This window comes from Sphingomonas sp. TDK1, from assembly GCF_001650735.1.
Classification (GTDB): domain Bacteria; phylum Pseudomonadota; class Alphaproteobacteria; order Sphingomonadales; family Sphingomonadaceae; genus Sphingomonas.
On sequence record NZ_LXVY01000027.1, the window covers coordinates 249,086 to 267,509 of the forward strand.

Sequence of the window (18,424 nt, forward strand, 5' to 3'; positions counted from 1 at the left end):
CGCGCAACGGCGCGCTTCGTGATTGCAGGATGAGAGGAGGAGCTGGCGCCGGAGCCGCATCACATGCGGATCCGGATGCCGGCGGTGGCACTGAGGTCGCGATACCCCTGGCCGAACTTGACGCCGCCCCCGGCCTGGAACTCCAGACGGTCGCTGCGCAGCGCGGCGCGGAGGTCGAGCTGACCGGTATTCTTGCGCGCCGCGGCGCCGCTGGTTTCGAACCATTCGCTGGCGGCATTGGCGAAGCTTGCCCGTACCGTCCGTGCCGGATCGAAATCATGCACCCAGGCGCCGCGCAGCGTCGTCACCAGGGTGAGCTGGTTGGACAGTTGCGCCTGCCCCGACACGTTCGTGCCCAGGAAGGTGCGCGTGCGGTTCAGCTGCTTCTCGGCAAAGGCCAGGCCGAACGCACCCGCACCGCCCCCGGCGAGACCGGACGTCTCGCTGTACGCCGGCAGCTTCAGGCGGGTATACTCCACCGCGCCATATGGCTGGAAGCGAACCGGACCGGCCGCGACGTGCCGCCCCAGCTGCACCCGGCTGGACCAGGCGTGCATCTCGTAATCGCCATAGGCGTTGAGGCTGCCCTTGCCCGGTGCCGACAGGAACCGCGTGTGGCGCGTATCGGCACCGCTGTAGAGCAGCGAGCCGCTGAGCGTCCACGCGCCCGGTGCATAGCCGGCATAGACGCCGCCGCTGACCACCGCTGCCCGGCCCGAGGTGCTGAGCGCGGAGACGGCGAACGTCTCGCGATCATAGCCCAGGGTGGCCCCCACCAGCGTTTCCGCCGAGGGGCGATAGTCCCAGCCGCCCTGCACCGCCAGCCCATGGCCGCGCATGTCGTGCGCGCCCTGGGTGCCGTTCAGGTGCTGGTTGCCGCCCTTCATCGCGATCCACAGCGCACCGAGCCGCTCGGAGCGATAGGGGGCAGCGAACGGCCCGACGCGCATGGCGATCTGCCCATCGGCCAGTTCGTGCGCGCCGGCGATCCCGGCCAGCGTGGCGGTCTGCGCCGCCGTCGTACCCTCGCCGGTCAGGCTGTCGTAGATCGGCGCCAGCGCGGCGACGGTCGGCAGCGCGAACAGTGCCTCCGCCGTCGGCGCGAACGCCGCGGTCGGCGTCGCCTGGATGCGATTGAGCACGCCGCCGATCTGCGCCTGGCGGGCGGAAAGCCCTGCAGGAGCGAATTCGATGGTGGTGCGCAATGCCTGGCGATTGGCGGTCGGATAGGCGAGCTCGAACGTGGCGATCGCCGAGGTCGGCGCGATCAGTTTGACATTCTGCCCACCGATCACGCCGCCCGCCGCATCCAGCAGCGCCATGTCGTGGCTGCCGGTGGCCGCGAAGCCGAAGTTCTGCAGGTTGAGCGCCACCGTGCCGTTCAGCACCGCCGCTCCCGTTACCGAGAGATGGTCGGCCGTATTCGTCTTGAAGTCGACATCCGCGCTGAACACGCTGGTCGAAGCAAGGGTCAGCCCGCCGCGCACCGCCAGGTCGGCGATCCCGCCCACCGTGCCTGGATTGATCAGGCCGGAGTTGAGGAAGCTGCCCGCCCCCACATTGACCGTCGGCCCCGCCAGGAACACGCCGCCTTCGACATTGGTGAAGCTGTTGTTGCCCTCGCCGAGATCGACCGATCCCTGGATGACGCCTGCGTTGAGGATGCGGTTGTTGCCGCCCTCGGCGAAGATCACCATGCCGTTCTTGCCGTCCGCGGTGGACAGCGTGGCCGCCGTGCGGATGCTGTTGTTCCCGCCGCCGAGCAGCGACAGCGCATGCCCGCCGGTGCCGCCGGCCAGCTTCACCGCCCCGATGTCGAGCACGATCGGCGCCGCGCCGGTGCCGCCCGAGCTCTCCACCTTCAGTGCCGTGCCGCCGGCGCCGGTCGCGCCGATATCGGCATTGACCGTCAGCTTCACCGGCGCGCCTGCGCCGTTGCCCTGAAGCGTGCCCGGGGCATCGCCACCATTGGCGCCGCCGCCGCCGATCGACTGGATCACGACGCCATTGGCGTTCGCGCCGGTGGCGAGCACCGCCGCACCGATGGTGATGTCCATCGCGCCGCCGTCGCCGGTGCCGCCGATCGCCTGTGCCGTCGCCATCGCGCGGATCCCGTCCTGCGCCGGTCGACTGCTGGCGATCGGCTGTGCGAACGGCTGCGTGGTGATCGCCTGGGGCACCCCTGCGGCATCGACTGCCACCGCGGCACCGCCGCCGCCGCCGATCGACTGGACGATCAGCGCCGTGGCGCCTGCGCCCGTCGTGCGGATCGTGCCGTTGGTGACGAGCTTGATCGCGCCGCCGTTGCCCGTCGCGCCGTTTGCCGCGCCCGTGACGAGCGGTGCCGCCACCGCCGCGCCGACGCTGCTGACGAAGCCGCCACCGCCGCCGATCGACTGCACGACGAGGCCCGCCGCGCCGACGCCGCCGGTCTGGATGTTCGCGTCGAGGGTGAAGTCGATCGCGCCGCCCGAACCGTTGCCGCCGCCGAGCCGCAGCCCGGTGAGCGCGCCGGAGCCGCCGGCATTGTCGATGCCGGCATAGCCGCCGCCGCCGCCGATCGACTGGAGCACCACGCCATTGGCACCCGCCCCGGTGGTGATGACATTGGCCTTCTGCGCGAGCGTGATGTTGCCGCCATTGCCCGACGCGCCGCCGGCCGCCAGCGTGATGCCGCCCGCCCCGATCTTCGCGCCGGTTTCCGAGGTGAAGCCGGTGACGCCGCCGCCGCCGCCGATCGACTGGACGACCAGACCCGAGGCGAGCTTGCCTTCGGTCTGGATCGCGCCGGTCGCGGTGGTGAAGGTCACGTCGCCGCCATTGGCCGCCGCGCGCTGCGTGCCGCCCACCTGGAGCGACAGCGCATGCAGCGCGCCATCGGCCTTGCCGACCGCGAGCATGCCGTCGCCGCCGCCGCCGCCGATCGACTGGGCGAGCAGGCCGATGGCGCTGTTGCCCTTGGTCGCGATGGACGCGCTATTGGCGATGGTCACGGCCTGGCCGTTACCCGCCGCTGCGCCGCGCGCGCCGATGCGGGTTGCCCAGGTCGCGTCGCCTGCGCCCAGGTGGACGTCGCCGGTCACGCCTTCCATGCCGCCGCCGCCGCCGATCGACTGGGCCGAGAAGCCCACCGCACCGGCACCCAGCGTCAGGATCGCGTTGGCGTTGGTCACCTGCACGACATTGCCGTCGCCGGTGACCGCGCCGTCGCTGCCGAGCGCGAGGGTGAGGCCGCCCGAGCCGACTTCCAGCGGATCCGGCACGGAGATGGCCGCGTTGCCGCCGCCGCCGCCGATCGCCTGCGCCAGCATGCCGTAGGACAGCGCCCCCGCGCTCTGGATCGCGCCGCCGGAAAGGTTGACGACCACCTTGCCCTGCTTGCCGGCAATGCCGTCCGCCTGGGCGCCGAGGCGCAGGTCGACATTGTCGAACCGCCCGGCCTGGGCCGAGATGGCAAAGGCCGACTGGCCGCCGCCGCCCGCGATCGACTGGGCGAGCACGCCCACCGAGTCGTCCTTCAGCGTGACGATGTTGCCGGTCGAGGTGACCGTGACATCGCCGCCGTCGCCGCCCTTGCCGCCGGTGCTGCCGACCTTGTTGCCGAGCGTGCCGCCGGAGACGCCCAGCGCACCCGCAAAGCCGCCGGCACCACCGCCGCCGCCGATCGACTGGGCGAGCACGCCCACCGATGCAGCCCCCTCGACGACGATGTCGCCGCTGTTGGTGACGGTGATGACGCCGCCATTGCCGCCTGCGCCGCCGCTGCCGCCGACCGCCGAGGTGAGGCCGCCGCTGCCGGTGCCGAGCGCGCCCGCCACCGCCATGCCGGCCACACCGCCGCCACCGCCCACCGATTGGGCGAACACGCCGTAGGACAGGTCGCCCTTCGCATTGATCACGCCGCTATTGGCAATGGTGATCCTGCCGCCGTCGCCGCCCGCGCCGCCGCTGCCGCCAAGGCTGCTCGCCGTGGTCGAACCGCCGCTGCCCGAACCGGCGATGGAGAGCCCGCCAAGGCCGCCGCCGCCGCCGATCGACTGGGCGAACACCCCGATCGAATTGGCGCCGAGCACCTGCACCACGCCGCTGTTGTCGAGCCGGATCGCGCCGCCGTCGCCGCCGCCGGCACCGGCACCGCCGATGCTCTGCGCGATCGATCCGCCCTGGCCCACCGAAAGGCCGCCCGCGAAGCCGCCGGCACCGCCGCCGCCGCCCACCGACTGGGCGAACACGGCGACCGAACCGAGGCCCTTGGCCAGCACGTTGCCCGCGTTGCCCAGGGTGATCTGTCCACCATTGCCGCCACCGGCACCGGCGCCCGCGCCGAGGCGCTGGTCGACCGCACCGCCTGCGGAGAGCGCGCCGCCAATGGCGAAGCCGCCCTTGCCGCCGCCGCCGCCGACCGACTGCGCGAACACGCCGTATGCCAGCTGGCCATCGACGAGGACCGTCGCACCCCTGGCGTTGAGGAGGCCGATCGCGCCGCCATCGCCGCCGGCCCCGCCGGCCCCGCCCAGCGTGTTGGACAGGCTGGAGACGCCGCCGCTGGCCGAGAGGGCGAAGCCGCCGGCACCGCCGCCGCCGCCGATCGACTGGGCGAACACGCCCGCGCCGTTGTCGCCCGCCGCATGGATCTGGCCGGTATTGCTCAGGGTCAGCGCGCCGCCGAAGCTGGCGCTGCCGCCGGCCGCACCGATCGTCGAGGCGAAGCTGCTGCCGCCCGAACCGGTCAGGTTGCCGGCGAAGCCGCCCGCGCCGCCGCCGCCGCCCACCGACTGGGCGAACACCGCGATCGCGCCTGCGCCCAGCGTCTCGATGGCGCCGTCGTTGGTCAAGCGGATCGTGCCGCCCTGGCCCCCGCCCCCGCCGGCGCCCGCGCCGACGAACGACGTCGCATCGCCGTCCACCGCCACGGCGCCGCCGGCCGCGAAGCCGCCCTTGCCGCCGCCGCCGCCGACCGACTGGGCGAACACCGCATAGGCGAGCGCACCCCGGGTCTGGATCGCGCCGGCCGCGCTGTTGGCAATGGTGATGTCGCCGCCAAGACCGCCGTCGCCACCGGTGCCGCCCAGCAGCTGCGACGCGGCACCCAGCCGCGAGCCGGTGCCGCCGACCGCGAAGCCGCCGGTACCGCCGCCGCCGCCGATCGACTGGGCGAAGAGCGCCGTCGCGTTGGCGCCGGTCGTCGCGATCAGGCCGCCATTGTCGAGCGCGATCGTGCCGCCGGCACCCCCCGCACCACCGGCACCGCCGATGCTGTCGGAGGTCGCGCCGCCCTTCGCCGTGAGGCCGCCACCGGCCGCAAAGCCGCCGGCACCGCCGCCACCGCCCACCGACTGCGCGAAGACCGCCAGCGATCCGTCCCCGGTCGTGCCGATCGTGCCGAGGTTGGCGAGCGTCACCGCGCCGCCGATGCCGCCGCCGGCACCCGAGCCTGCCCCCACCGAGGATGTCGCGTCGCCGCTCACCGTCAGCGCGCCGCCGGCCGCGAAACCGCCCTGGCCGCCGCCCGCACCGACCGACTGGGCGAACACCGCATAGGAAAGCGCGCCCTTGGTCAGCACCTTGCCCCCGGCTGCATTGGCGAGCGAAACCGCGCCGCCGTCGCCGCCCGCGCCGCCCGATCCGCCGACCACGTTCGACACGGCACCCGCTTCGCCGCCGGCCGCACCGACCGAGAAGCCGCCCTTGCCGCCGCCACCGCCGACCGACTGCGCGAAGATCGCCATCGCGTTGTCGCCCTCGGTCTGCACCAGGCCGCCATTGGTGATGTCGACCAGGCCGCCGGCACCACCGGCACCGCCGGCACCGCCGACCGTCTGCGAGGCGGCCGCGCCCTTGAGCGTCAGGCCACCGCCGGCCGCGAAGCCGCCGGCACCGCCGCCGCCGCCCACCGACTGCGCGAACACTGCCACCGCGCCGTCGCCGGCCGTGCCGATCGAACCGTCGCTCTGCACCGACACCAGACCGCCCTTGCCGCCGCCGGCGCCGGCACCGGCACCGATCGCCGCCGAGGCATTGCCTTCGAGCGCCAGCGCGCCGCCGGCCGTGAAGCCGCCCGCACCGCCGCCGCCGCCCACCGACTGGGCGAACACCGCATAGGACAGCGCACCCAGCGTCGCGACCGAGCCGCTGCTGCCATTGGCGATGGTCACGTCACCGCCGTCACCGCCGGCGCCGCCCGCGCCGCCGACCTGCGAGGACGCGCTTTTCGCCTGGGACGCGCTCGCCCCGACCGAGAAGCCGCCCTTGCCGCCACCGCCGCCGACCGACTGGGCGAAGATCGCCCCGGTATTGTCGCCTTCGGTCTGAACATGGCCGTTGGTGGTGATGGCCACCGTGCCGCCCGCACCGCCAGCGCCACCCGACCCGCCGACCGCGTCGGAGGCCGAACCGCCCTGCGCGGACAGGCCTGCGCCCGCCGCGAAGCCGCCGGCACCGCCGCCGCCGCCCACCGACTGGGCGAATACCGCCATGGCGCCGATGCCGCTCGTGGCGATCGTGCCCTGGTTGTCGAGCGACACGAGCCCGCCGGCCCCGCCGCCCGCGCCGATCCCGCCGCCGACGTTCGATTCCGCATCGCCGGTCAGGCCGATGGCACCGCCGGCCGCGAAGCCGCCCTTGCCGCCGCCGCCGCCTACCGACTGCGCATAGACGCCGTACGCCAGCGCACCCGCGGTGGTGATCGTGCCGGTGCCGTTCGCCACCGTCACGTCGCCGCCCGCGCCGCCGCCGCCGCCGGTACCGCCGACCGCGCTCGAGGCGCTGTCGGTCTTGGCCCCAGCCGCGCCGACCGAGAAGCCGCCGGCACCGCCGCCGCCGCCGATCGACTGGGCGAAGATCGCCGTCGCATTGGCGCCCAGCGTCCCGATCGAACCCGTCGAGCGGACCGACACCACGCCGCCGCTGCCCGCGCCGGCACCCGCGCCGCCGACCGAGTCGGACGCCGCGCCGCCCTGCGCGCTGATGCCCCCACCGGCCGCGAAGCCGCCATGGCCGCCGCCGCCGCCGACCGACTGGGCGAACACCGCCATCGCGTTGTCGCCCGCCGTCAGCAAGGACCCGCCATTGGTGATGGTGATCGCGCCGCCCGCACCGCCGCCGCCGCCGGCACCCGCGCCGACACCCGACTTGACGTCGCCTTCAAGGCCAAGCGCACCGCCTGCCGCGAAGCCGCCTGCACCGCCGCCGCCGCCGATCGACTGGGCATAGAGCGCGTTGGAGAAGGCGCCCGCCGTCTGGATCGTGCCGCCTTCGGCATTGTCGATCGTCACGTCGCCGCCCGCACCGGCCGCGCCGCCATCGCCGCCGACCAGGTTCGAGGCCGCATCGGCCTTGCCGCCGGCCGCGCCGGCCGAGAAGCCGCCGACGCCGCCGCCGCCGCCCACCGACTGGGCGAAGACCGCCGTTGCATTGGCACCCAGCGTCTGAACGATGCCCGCATTGGCAATCGCCACTAGGCCACCGGTGCCGCCGCCGGCGCCACTGCCGCCGATCGCGTTGCTGGCCGCGCCGCCCTTGGCCGTGAGGCCGCCCGAGACCGCGAAGCCGCCGCTGCCGCCGCCGCCGCCGACCGACTGGGCGAGGATCGCCAGCGCATTGTCGCCCTCGGTGCCCACCGCACCGGCATTGGTGATCGTCACCGCGCCGGACGAACCGCCCGCGCCGCCCGAGCCTGCGCCCACCTTGGAGCTCGCCTTGCCGTCGAGCGCCAGGCCCGCGCCGACCGAGAAGCCGCCGGCACCGCCGCCGCCGCCGATCGACTGCGCCTGGATGGCGATCGCCATCGCGCCGTGCGTCACGATCGTCGAAGCCGCGGTGTTGGTCAGCGTCACGTCGCCCGCCGAACCCGCCGCGCCACCGTCGCCGCCGACATTGTCGCTCGCCGCGCCGCCCCGCGACAGCGCGCCGCCGACCGCGAAGGCGCCCTTGCCGCCGCCGCCGCCGATCGACTGGAGCAGCACCGCCGTTGCATTCGCGCCTTCGGTCAGGATCGTGCCGTCGTTGACCAGCGAGACCTTGCCCGCCGATCCGCCGGTGCCCGCACCGCCGCCGATCGCGTTGGACAGAGTCGAGGCCGTACCGCCGCCGATGCCGCCGCCGGCCGCGAAGCCACCGGCACCGCCGCCGCCGCCGATCGACTGGGCGAACACTGCCGTCGCACCGATGCCGCTCGTCTGGATGCCGCTATAGTTGTTGACGCTGACGTCGTTGCCGTTGCCGGCTGCACCGCCCGCGCCGCCGCCGATGGCGGACGTCGCGCCGTCGTTCAGCGACAGGGCACCGCCCGCCGCGAAGCCGCCGGCACCGCCGCCACCACCGATCGACTGGGCGAACACCGCATAGCCGAAGCGCCCGGTGGTCACGACCGTGCCGACCGCACCGTTCGCCACTTCCACTGCGCCGGCATTGCCGCCCGCGCCGCCCGAACCGCCCACCGTGTCGCTTGCCGATGCTGCCTTCGAGGCTCCGGCGCCGAGCGAGAAGCCGCCCGCACCGCCGCCGCCGCCGATCGACTGGGCGATGATCGCCACCGAACGATCGCCGTTCACCAGCACGTCGCCATTGTTGACGACCTTCACCGCGCCCGCGTCCCCGCCGACGCCGCCGGCGCCACCCAGGCTGTTGTTCACGGCCTTGCTGGTCGAGGAGATGGTGAACGAGCCGGCAAAGCCGCCCTGGCCGCCGCCGCCGCCGATCGACTGCGCGACAATGCCGTTCGAGGCCGCCGCGAAGGTATAGACCGATCCGGCGTTCATCACCGTGACCTTGCCGGCGTTCTGCCCGCTGCCGCCCGCGCCGCCCGTGGCGCTGGACGCCGCGTCCTCGCCAAGTGCCAGCGTGCCCGAGGCCGCGAAGCCGCCAGCGCCGCCGCCGCCGCCCACCGACTGGGCGAGAATGCCGGCCGAAAGCGCACCATGGGTCTGCACCAGCGCACTGTTCTGCACCGAGACTTCCGCACCCACGCCGCCATCGCCGCCGGCGCCGCCGGTCACGTCCGAGGCGCCCGCGCCGTTCGACGCGAAGGATGCGCCGACCGCGAAGCCGCCGACGCCACCGCCGCCGCCGATCGACTGGGCGACGACTGCCGCCGAATTGTTGCCGAGCGTGCCGATCGCACCGCTGAGGACCAGCGACACGGCGCCCGCATCGGATCCGATGCCGCCATTGCCGCCGACCGCGCTGTTCGCCGAGCCGCCGCCCGCCGCTGCCGACAGGCTGCCCGAGAAGCCGCCCGCGCCGCCGCCGCCGCCGATCGACTGCGCCAGCACCGCGTTGGAGGCGTCGCCGCGCGTCAGGATCTCGCCGCGCGCGGTGACCGACACCGCGCCGGCCGCATTGCCCGCGCCGCCGCTGCCGCCGACGCTGTCCGAAGCGCCCGAACCCTTGGTTGCGATCGCGCCGGTGACCGAGAAGCCGCCCGCGCCGCCACCGCCGCCGATCGACTGCGCGACGATGCCGCGGCTGTGGTCGCCGAGCACTTCGATATTGCCGAGCTGGGTGACGGTAACCGCCTCGCCCTTGCCGGCCGAGCCGCCGGCACCGCCGGTCGCGCTGGATACCGCGTCCGCACCGGCCAGCGCTGCGCCTGCCGAGACGGAGAACCCGCCCTGGCCGCCGCCGCCGCCGATCGACTGCGCGGTGACCGCCGCCGCATTCGCGCCATGCGTCCGAATATCGCCGGTATTTTCCACCGCGACCGTATCGGCATCGCCCGCCGAACCGCCCGCGCCGCCGCCGACGCTGGAATTGGCCGCGCCCTTCACGCTGAGCGCGCCGCCCACGCCGAAGCCGCCCGCGCCGCCGCCGCCGCCGATCGACTGCGCCAGCAGCGCGCCCGACTGGTCGCCGAAGGTCTCGATGCCGCCCGTGTGGGTCACCGCCACCGCGCCGGCATTGCCGGCCGAGCCGCCACCGCCGCCGGTGCTTTCGGACGAGGTGCCGCCCTGCGAGGACAGCGCCGCGCCGACCGCGAAGCCACCGGCGCCGCCGCCGCCGCCCACCGACTGGGCGATGATCGCGCTGGAGGCCAGCCCCTTGGTGATGATGTCGCCGGTCACGGACACCGCGACGGACTCGGCATTGCCCGAGGAGCCGCCGGCACCGCCACCGGTCGCCGAGCTGGCGTCGCCGGAGACCGAGGCACCCGCGCCGACCGCGAAGCCGCCGGCACCGCCGCCGCCGCCCACCGACTGGGCGAACACGCCGCGTGCATGCGCGCCGTCGGTCTGGATATCGCCTTCGACGCTGACCTCGACCTTGCCGGCATTGCCCGAGGAGCCGCCGGCACCCCCGGTCGAATCCGAAGACGCGCCGCCGTCCGACGACAGTGCCGCCGAAACCGAGAAGCCGCCGACGCCGCCGCCGCCGCCCACCGACTGGGCGAGCACGCCATTGGCGCTATCGCCCTTGGTGACGACGACGCCCTTCTGCGTGACGGTCACGTTCGAAGCGGCGCCCGCCGCACCGCCGGCGCCGCCGCCGACGCTGGAGGTCGCGTCCGCCTTGAGCGACGCCCCCGCGCCGACCGCGAAGCCGCCGACGCCGCCGCCGCCGCCCACCGATTGCGCGAAGATGCCGTTGGCCTGCACGCCCTCGGTGCGAATGCCGCCCGTGTGTCCGATGGTGACGCTGGCGGCGCTGCCGCCCGCGCCGCCGGCGCCGCCGACGCTCGCGCTCGCGGCGCCGCCGTCCGACGAAAGGCCCGCGCCTACGGCGAAGCCGCCGACGCCGCCACCGCCGCCCACCGACTGGGCGAAGATGCCTGCGGCGTTGAAGCCCTTGGTGGTGAACACGCCGTTCGCGGTGACGCTGACCGCGCCGGAATCGCCGCCGGTGCCGCCACCGCCGCCGCCGACCGTCGAGTCCGCCGCGCCGCTGATCGACGCGCCGAGGCCGACCGCGAAGCCGCCCTTGCCGCCGCCGCCGCCGATCGACTGGGCGAGGATCGCATTGGCGAGCACGCCCACCGTGGCGATGTCGCCGGTCTGCACGACGGTCACGTCGCCCGAGGTGCCGCCGACGCCGCCTGCGCCGCCGACGCTGCTGCTCGATGCGGCGCCCTTCGACGAGAAGGCTGCGCCGACCGAGAAGCCGCCCGCGCCGCCGCCGCCGCCCACCGATTGCGCGAAGATGCCATTGGCGCTGACGCCGTTGGTGAGGATCGCGCCGTTCTGGGTGACCGAAACGGCCGCCGCGGTGTTGCCGGCACCGCCGCCGCCGCCGCCGACCTTCGATTCCGCATCGCTTTCGAGGCTGAAGCCCAGGCCGACCGCGAAGCCGCCATTGCCGCCGCCGCCGCCCACCGACTGGGCGAAGATGCCGTTGGCGCTGTCGCCCAGCGTCGAGATGCCGCCGCTGCGATCGATCGTGACGGTGCCGCCGCGCCCGCCGCCGCCGCCGCTGCCGCCGGTCGTCTCGTTCGCCGCCGATCCCTTGGACGAGAAGTTCGCGCCCACCGCGAAACCGCCCGAACCGCCGCCGCCGCCCACCGACTGGGCGAACACGCCATTGGCCGAGCTGCCCTTGGTGACGATCACGCCGCTGCCGGCCACGTCGACCGCGCCGGCATTGCCGCCGCCGCCGCCCGCGCCGCCGCCCACCGAGGAGCTGGAATCGCCTTCGAGGCTGAAGCCCGCGCCCACGGCAAAGCCGCCGACGCCGCCGCCGCCGCCGACCGATTGCGCGAAGATGCCGTTGGCGGTCGCGCCATCGGTGGAGATCGCGCCGCTGGTGGTGACGCGCACATCGCCGGCAAGGCCGCCGAGCGAGCCGGCGCCGCCGCCCACCTTCGATTCCGAATTGCCCTTGAGCGAGAAGCCCGCGCCGACCGCGAAGCCGCCCGAGCCGCCGCCGCCGCCCACCGACTGGGCGAACACGCCGTTCGCATTCTTGCCCTTGGTGGTGATGCCGTTCCGCGCCGAGACCGTGACGCTGCCGGCATTGCCGCCCGAGCCGCCGGCACCGCCGACGCTGTCGCTCGCCGCATCGCCTTCGGAGCTGAACGACGCGCTTACGGTGAACCCACCCGCGCCGCCGCCGCCGCCCACCGACTGGGCGAGCACGCCATTGGCCGCATCGCCCAGCGTGGTGATGAGGCCGGTCGTGTCGACCTGCACCGCGTCCGCCTGGCCCGCAGCACCCCCCGCACCGCCGCCCACCGAGGAGCTCGCATTCTTCTTGATCGAGACCGCCGCACCGACGGCAAAGCCGCCATTGCCGCCACCGCCGCCGACCGACTGCGCGAAGATGCCGTTGGCCGTCGCGCCCATCGTCGCGATCTGGCCGGTGTTGGTGACGCGGACGGTCGAGGCATTGCCCGCCGCGCCGCCGCCGCCGCCGACCTGGTTCGAGGTCGCATCGTCATCGGCCGAGAAGGCGCCGCCCACCGCGAAGCCGCCCGAACCGCCGCCGCCGCCCACCGACTGGGCGAAGATACCATTGGCCCCGACGCCGCGCGTGACCACCGAATAGCCGGCGATCGCCGGCGTCGCGCCGGTGTCGGCCCGTACGGTCACCGCCGCGGCGTCGTTGCCGCTGCCGCCATTGCCGCCGATGCCCTGGGTATCGGCGCTGCCCTTCATCGACACGCCGAGCGCGACCGAGAAGCCACCCGAACCGCCACCGCCGCCCACCGACTGGGCGAAGATGCCGTTGGAAAGATTGCCGCTGGTCTGCACCGTGCCCGTGCTGGCAAGATCGACCGTGCCGGCCGTGCCGCCGCTGCCGCCGGTGCCGCCCGCGTTGCGGCCGATCGACTGCCCCTTCATCGTCGCGCTGAGGGTCAGGCTGAAGCCGCCATTGCCGCCACCGCCGCCGATCGACTGGGCCTGGATACCCGCCGCATTGTCGCCGAGGGTGGCGACATTCCCGATCGAAGCGAGCTGAACATTGCCCGCCGCGTTGCCGCTGCCGCCAGAACCGCCGATCCCGACGCCCACCGCGTTGCCCTGCGACGCCGAAAGCGCCCCGGCGAACCCGCCATTGCCGCCGCCGCCGCCGACCGATTGGGCGAACAGGCCAACCGCCGCCGCACCGCTGGTCACGATGTCGCCGGTGCTGCCCAGATGAACATTGCCCGCAGTCGCGCCAAGGCCGCCCTTGCCGCCCACCGCGATCGCCGCGGACAGGCCGTTGCCGCTCGCGGTCAGCGAGCCCGAAATCGCAAAGCCGCCATTGCCGCCGCCGCCGCCCAGCGACTGGGCGAGGATACCATAGGCCATGGCGCCCGCGGTCTGGATCGCGCCGGTCGAATCGACCGAAACCGCGCTGCCCTTGCCGCCATTGCCGCCCGCGCCGCCCAATGCCAGCGCCGGCGCCGCATATTGCGCGCCGGAAACCGCGACCGAGAAGCCGCCGTTACCGCCGCCGCCGCCCAGCGACTGGGCGAGAATGCCGTTGGAGAGCGCGCCCAGGGTCTGGATCGCGCCGCTATTGGCCAGGGTGACGCTGCCCGCGTCGCTGCCGCTGCCGGCACCGCCGCCGAAGGAAAGCGACGCCGCGCCATATTGCGCGCCCGCCGCGCTTGCCGCGAAGCCGCCATTGCCGCCGCCGCCGCCGATCGACTGCGCGAACAGGCCGTTCGACTGCGCGCCCATCGTGCCGATCGGGCCGATCGAGGCGAGGCTGACATTGCCCGCCGCGCCGCCGCCGCCGCCCGCGCCGCCAAAGGCGAGGCCCACCGCGCCATATTGGCCGCCGGCAGCGCTTGCCGACCAGCCGCCATTGCCGCCGCCGCCGCCGATCGACTGAACCTGCGCACCTGCGCTGAAATCGCCACGGGTGAGGATGCCGCCGCTATTGGTCAGGCTCGCGCTGCCCGCGCGCGCGCCATTGCCGGCCGATCCGCCGAAGCTGAGCGACGCCGCGCCATATTGCGCGCCCGAAGCGCTGACCGAGAAGCCGCCATTGCCGCCGCCGCCGCCCACCGACTGGGCGAACAGGCCCTGCGCATTGCTGCCATCGGTCTGAACCAGACCGGTCGAAGCGAGCGTGACGTTGCCCGCCGTGCCGCCGCTGCCGCCCGATCCGCCAAAGCTCAGCGACACCGCGCCGAACTGCGCGCCCGAGGCGCTGATCGCGAATCCGCCATTGCCGCCGCCGCCGCCGATCGACTGCGCACGGACGCCGGTAGCGAAATCGCCGGACGAGGTGAGATCGCCGGCGGATTGCACGCCCACGTTCGAGGCGGTGCCGCCCGCGCCGCCCTTGCCGCCCATCGCGGCGCTCAGCGCGCCGAATTGGCCCCCCGCGATCGAGATGGCAAAGCCGCCATTGCCGCCGCCGCCGCCCAGCGACTGGGCGAAGATCGCATCGGCATTGGTGCCGTTCGTCTTGATATTGCCGGTCGAGGCGAGCGCGACCGCGCCGGCCGCGCCGCCATTGCCGCCCGAACCGCCGAAGCTCAGCGCGGCGCCACCGCCCTGGCCACCGGCTGCGGTGAACGTGCCGCCGCCATTGCCGCCGCCGCCGCCCAGCGACTGCGCAAACAGCCCCTGCGAGCTGGCGCCATTGGTCGTCACGTCGCCACGGCTGTTGAGCGTGACGCCGCTCGCCGAGCCGCCATTCCCGCCGCCGCCGCCAAAGGCGAGCGAGACGCCACCCGCCCAGCCGCCGCTGGCCGAGAGTGCCATGCCGCCATTGCCGCCGCCGCCGCCTACGGACTGGGCAAGGATGCCTGCCGCCGAGACGCCGTTCGTCGCGATGCTGCCGGTCGAATCTACGCGGACCGTGTCGCCGCGGCCGCCATTGGCACCGCTCCCGCCCATCGACAGCGCCGCCGCGCCGATGCCGCCGCCGGCAAGGCTGGCGGCGAAACCGCCATTACCGCCGCCGCCGCCCACCGACTGGGCGAGGATGCCGTAGGAAAGGCTTCCATTGGTGCGGATGCCGCCATTGTTGCCGACGATCACCGCCGCGCTGCTGCCGCCATTGGCACCGCTGCCGCCGAACGCCGCCGAGATGCCGCCGGCGCCGCCGCCCGCCGCCGAGACCGCAAAGCCCCCATTGCCGCCGCCGCCGCCCACCGACTGGGCGAAGATACCCTTGGCGTCGAGCCCGTCCGTCGAGAGCGCGCCCTGCGACGATACGGTGACGATGCCGGCCTTGCCGCCATTGCCGCCGCCGCCGCCAAAGGTGAAGGCCGCACCCGCGACGCCGCCCCCGGCCAGGCCGACCGCAAAGCCGCCATTGCCGCCGCCACCGCCGATGCTCTCGGCAAAGATCGCGTCGGACTGGGTCCCCTTGGTCGCGATGGCGCCCACCGAGGCGACGTTGACCGCCGCACCGTCCGAGCCTGCGCCGCCGGCGCCGCCGAACGTGCTGGTCACGCCGCCCAGGCCGCCCAGCCCGGCGCTGGCGGCAAAGCCGCCGTTGCCGCCGCCGCCGCCGATCGACTGGGCAAAGATGCCGCGCGACTGGTCGTCGCCCGTGGTGATGTCGGTCGCGCTGTTGATCGTCACCAGATTGCCGGCGCCGCCGACGCCGCCGGCGCCGCCATAGCTCATCGACATCGCGCCGCCGAGCGACGCATTGGCCGCCACCGAGAAGCCGCCATTGCCGCCGCCGCCGCCCACCGAGCTCGCGAAGATGCCGTTGGAGAGCTTGCCTGCGGTCGCGATGCTGCCCTGCAGGCCGATCACCACCTTGTCGGCACTGCCGCCCGCGCCGCCGGAACCGCCGAACGACATCGACGCCGATGCGCCGATTCCGACCGAGGACGAAATTGCGAAGCCGCCATTGCCGCCACCGCCGCCCACCGACTGGGCGAACAGCCCGGTCGAACGGTCGCCGAAGGTCTGGATATAGGCCGCGCCCGCACTGGAGGAAGCGACCGAGCAGCTGGGGTCGGTGTTGACGCAGACCGCGCCTGCCGCGCCGCCGCCGCCGCCCGAGCCACCAAAGGCAGCGCTGACGAAGGCACCGGCCGAAACCGCGCCGCCACCATTGCCGCCGCCGCCGCCGATCGACTGCGCGAAGATGCCGATCGCATCGTCGCCCGAGGTCGAGACGAGACCGGTCTGGTTGACGTTGACCTTGCCGCCGACGCCACCGTCGCCGCCTGCGCCGCCGATCGCGAGGACGCCGCCGCTGGTGCCGCCATTGCCGCCGCCGCCGCCCACCGATTGGGCGATGATGCCAAGCGCATTCTTGCCGCTGGTGGTGATCGTCCCGCTGTTGGCGACGCTGACCGCGCCGCCCGCACCGCCGCCGCCGCCGCCGCCGCCGATCGAAATCAGGCCGGACGAGGTGCCGCCATTGCCGCCGCCGCCGCCGATCGACTGCGCGACGATGCCGGTGGAATTGATGCCGCGCGTGAAGATCGCGCCAGCGTTGTCGACGGCGACCGTGCCGCCCGGGCTGGTGCCCGCGCCGCTGCCGCCGATGCCGACGATCCCGCCACCGCTGCCGCCATTGCCGCCGCCGCCGCCCACCGATTGGGCGAAGATGCCGCGCGCGTCGTTGCCGCGGGTGCGCAGCTCGCCGGCATTGGATATCGAGACAAGGCCGCCGCGTCCGCCGCTGCCGCCGCTGCCGCCCAGTGCTGCCAGGCCCGCCGCGCCCGAGCCGTTGCCGCCGCCCCCGCCGACCGACTGGGCGAAGACCGCGTCGGCCCAGTCCTTGTTGGTGGTGATCGACCCGGCGCCCGACTGCGTCACGTTGACGCTACCGCCGTCGCCGCCGCCGGCACCCGATCCGCCCAGCGAGACGAGGCCGCCCGTGCCCGATGCGGAGCCGCCGCCGCCGCCCACCGACTGCGCGAAAATGCCCTTGCCGTCGATGCCGTTGGTAACGATCGTCGCGCCGGTATCCACCGTCACGCTGCCGCCATTGCCACCGCCCGCGCCGCCGCCGCCGAGGCTCGCAAGCCCCGCCGTGACGCCGGCGCTGCCGCCGCCGCCGCCGATCGACTGGGCCATGATCCCGTAGGAACCGAGGCCGTCGGTCTGGACATAGGCGCCGTCCGCGGCGGTAATGCGCACCGTCCCGGCGTTGCTGCCCTGGCTGCCGGTGCTGCCGAGCGCGATGGCGCCGGCGGTGACACCGCCATTGCCGCCGCCGCCGCCCACCGATTGGGCGAACAGGCCATGCGAATAATCGCCCTGGGTCCAGGTCGAGGAGGCGCTGCCGGCCGTGATGATGGCCGTGCCGCCGGCGCCGCCCGCGCCGCCGTTGCTGCCGCTGGCGAACAGGCCGCCGCCGCCGCCGCCGTCGCCGCCCGAACCGCCGATGGATTGTGCATAGACGCCGTGCGAACCGACGCCGCCCGTCTGCACCGCGCCGTTCTGGTTGACCTGGGCATTGCCGCCGATGCCGCCGAAGCTGCCGCCGCCGGCCGATGCGACGATGCCCAGGCTGCCGCCGCCGTTGCCGGCGGAGCCGCCCAGGCTCTGTGCATAGATGCCGACCGAGCCGTCGCCGGCCGTGGCGACCTGGCCGTTGTTGGTGGCGGTCGCGTTGCCGCCGCGGCCCGGCGAACCGCCGCCGCTGCCGCCGCTCGACAGGAAGCCGCTGCCGCCATTGCCGCCCTTGCCGCTCGAGCTGGTGACGAGAATGCCGTAGCTCTTGGTGCCGTCGGTCGTGACCTTCGCGTTGCTGGTGAAGTCGACATTGCCGCCCACCCCGGCCGTACCGCCGCGTCCGCCGTTCGAGCCGAGATAGCCGTTGCCGCCCTTGCCGCCATCGCCGCCGATGCTCTGGACGATCACGCCGGCGGTGTTGGCGCCATGCGAGACGATGTCGCCATAGCTCGTATTGAGCGTCTGGTTGACCGCGCCGCCATTCGCGCCCCCGCCGCCGTTGCCGGCCTTGATGAACAGCGCGCCGATATGGCCGTTGCCGCCATTGCCGCCCCGGGAGACGTATCGATACAGGCGCTCGCCGCTGCCCGCGGACGGGAAGCTGACCGGGTCGGCGCTCGTCGCGTCCGTGGCGGGCGCGATGGAGGTCACGATGTCGGTCGTGCTGACCTTGCCGTCGGCTGCGTTGGTGAGGTCGACGGCGGTGGTGCGGCCGTTGCTGTCGAGCGTCACGGCCGTGACGGTGTAGTTGGTGGTGCCGCTGTCGTCGGTGACGCTGAACGTCTGGCCGACCTGGTTGGCGACGACGATCACGTTGTTCTGGTCCGTCGTCACCATCATCGGCGGCTGGACCTGGGTGACAGTCTCGTAGACTCCCGTCGCCGGATTAAGCACCTGCGACCCAACCGGCGGCAGCACGATCGCAGGGGGCGGCGCAGGCGTCGGCGTCGGCGCTGGAGAAGGCGTTGGGGTGGACTGCCCGGCGGCGGCGGGCGCCGATGCATAGCCGCTCAACATGAGAGCCGCAGCAACGGCTGCGACCGACGTGCCCGAGCGCCAAGACTTGACGACCGCCGTGCGTCCGAAGTGCACTCCGGGCGCCCCACCAACTGCTGCTACCACCG

Annotated in this window: 1 protein-coding gene; it reads right to left on the reverse strand. The window is 74.1% G+C overall.

The window, feature by feature from the left end; genetic code table 11:
- Window positions 1-59 precede the first annotated feature (59 nt).
- Window positions 60-18,392 carry an autotransporter outer membrane beta-barrel domain-containing protein gene (locus A7X12_RS15295; RefSeq protein WP_198162042.1) on the reverse strand — a complete coding sequence of 6,111 codons (18,333 nt, stop codon included), beginning with the start codon at window positions 18,390-18,392 and terminating at the stop codon, window positions 60-62.
- Window positions 18,393-18,424 lie beyond the last annotated feature (32 nt).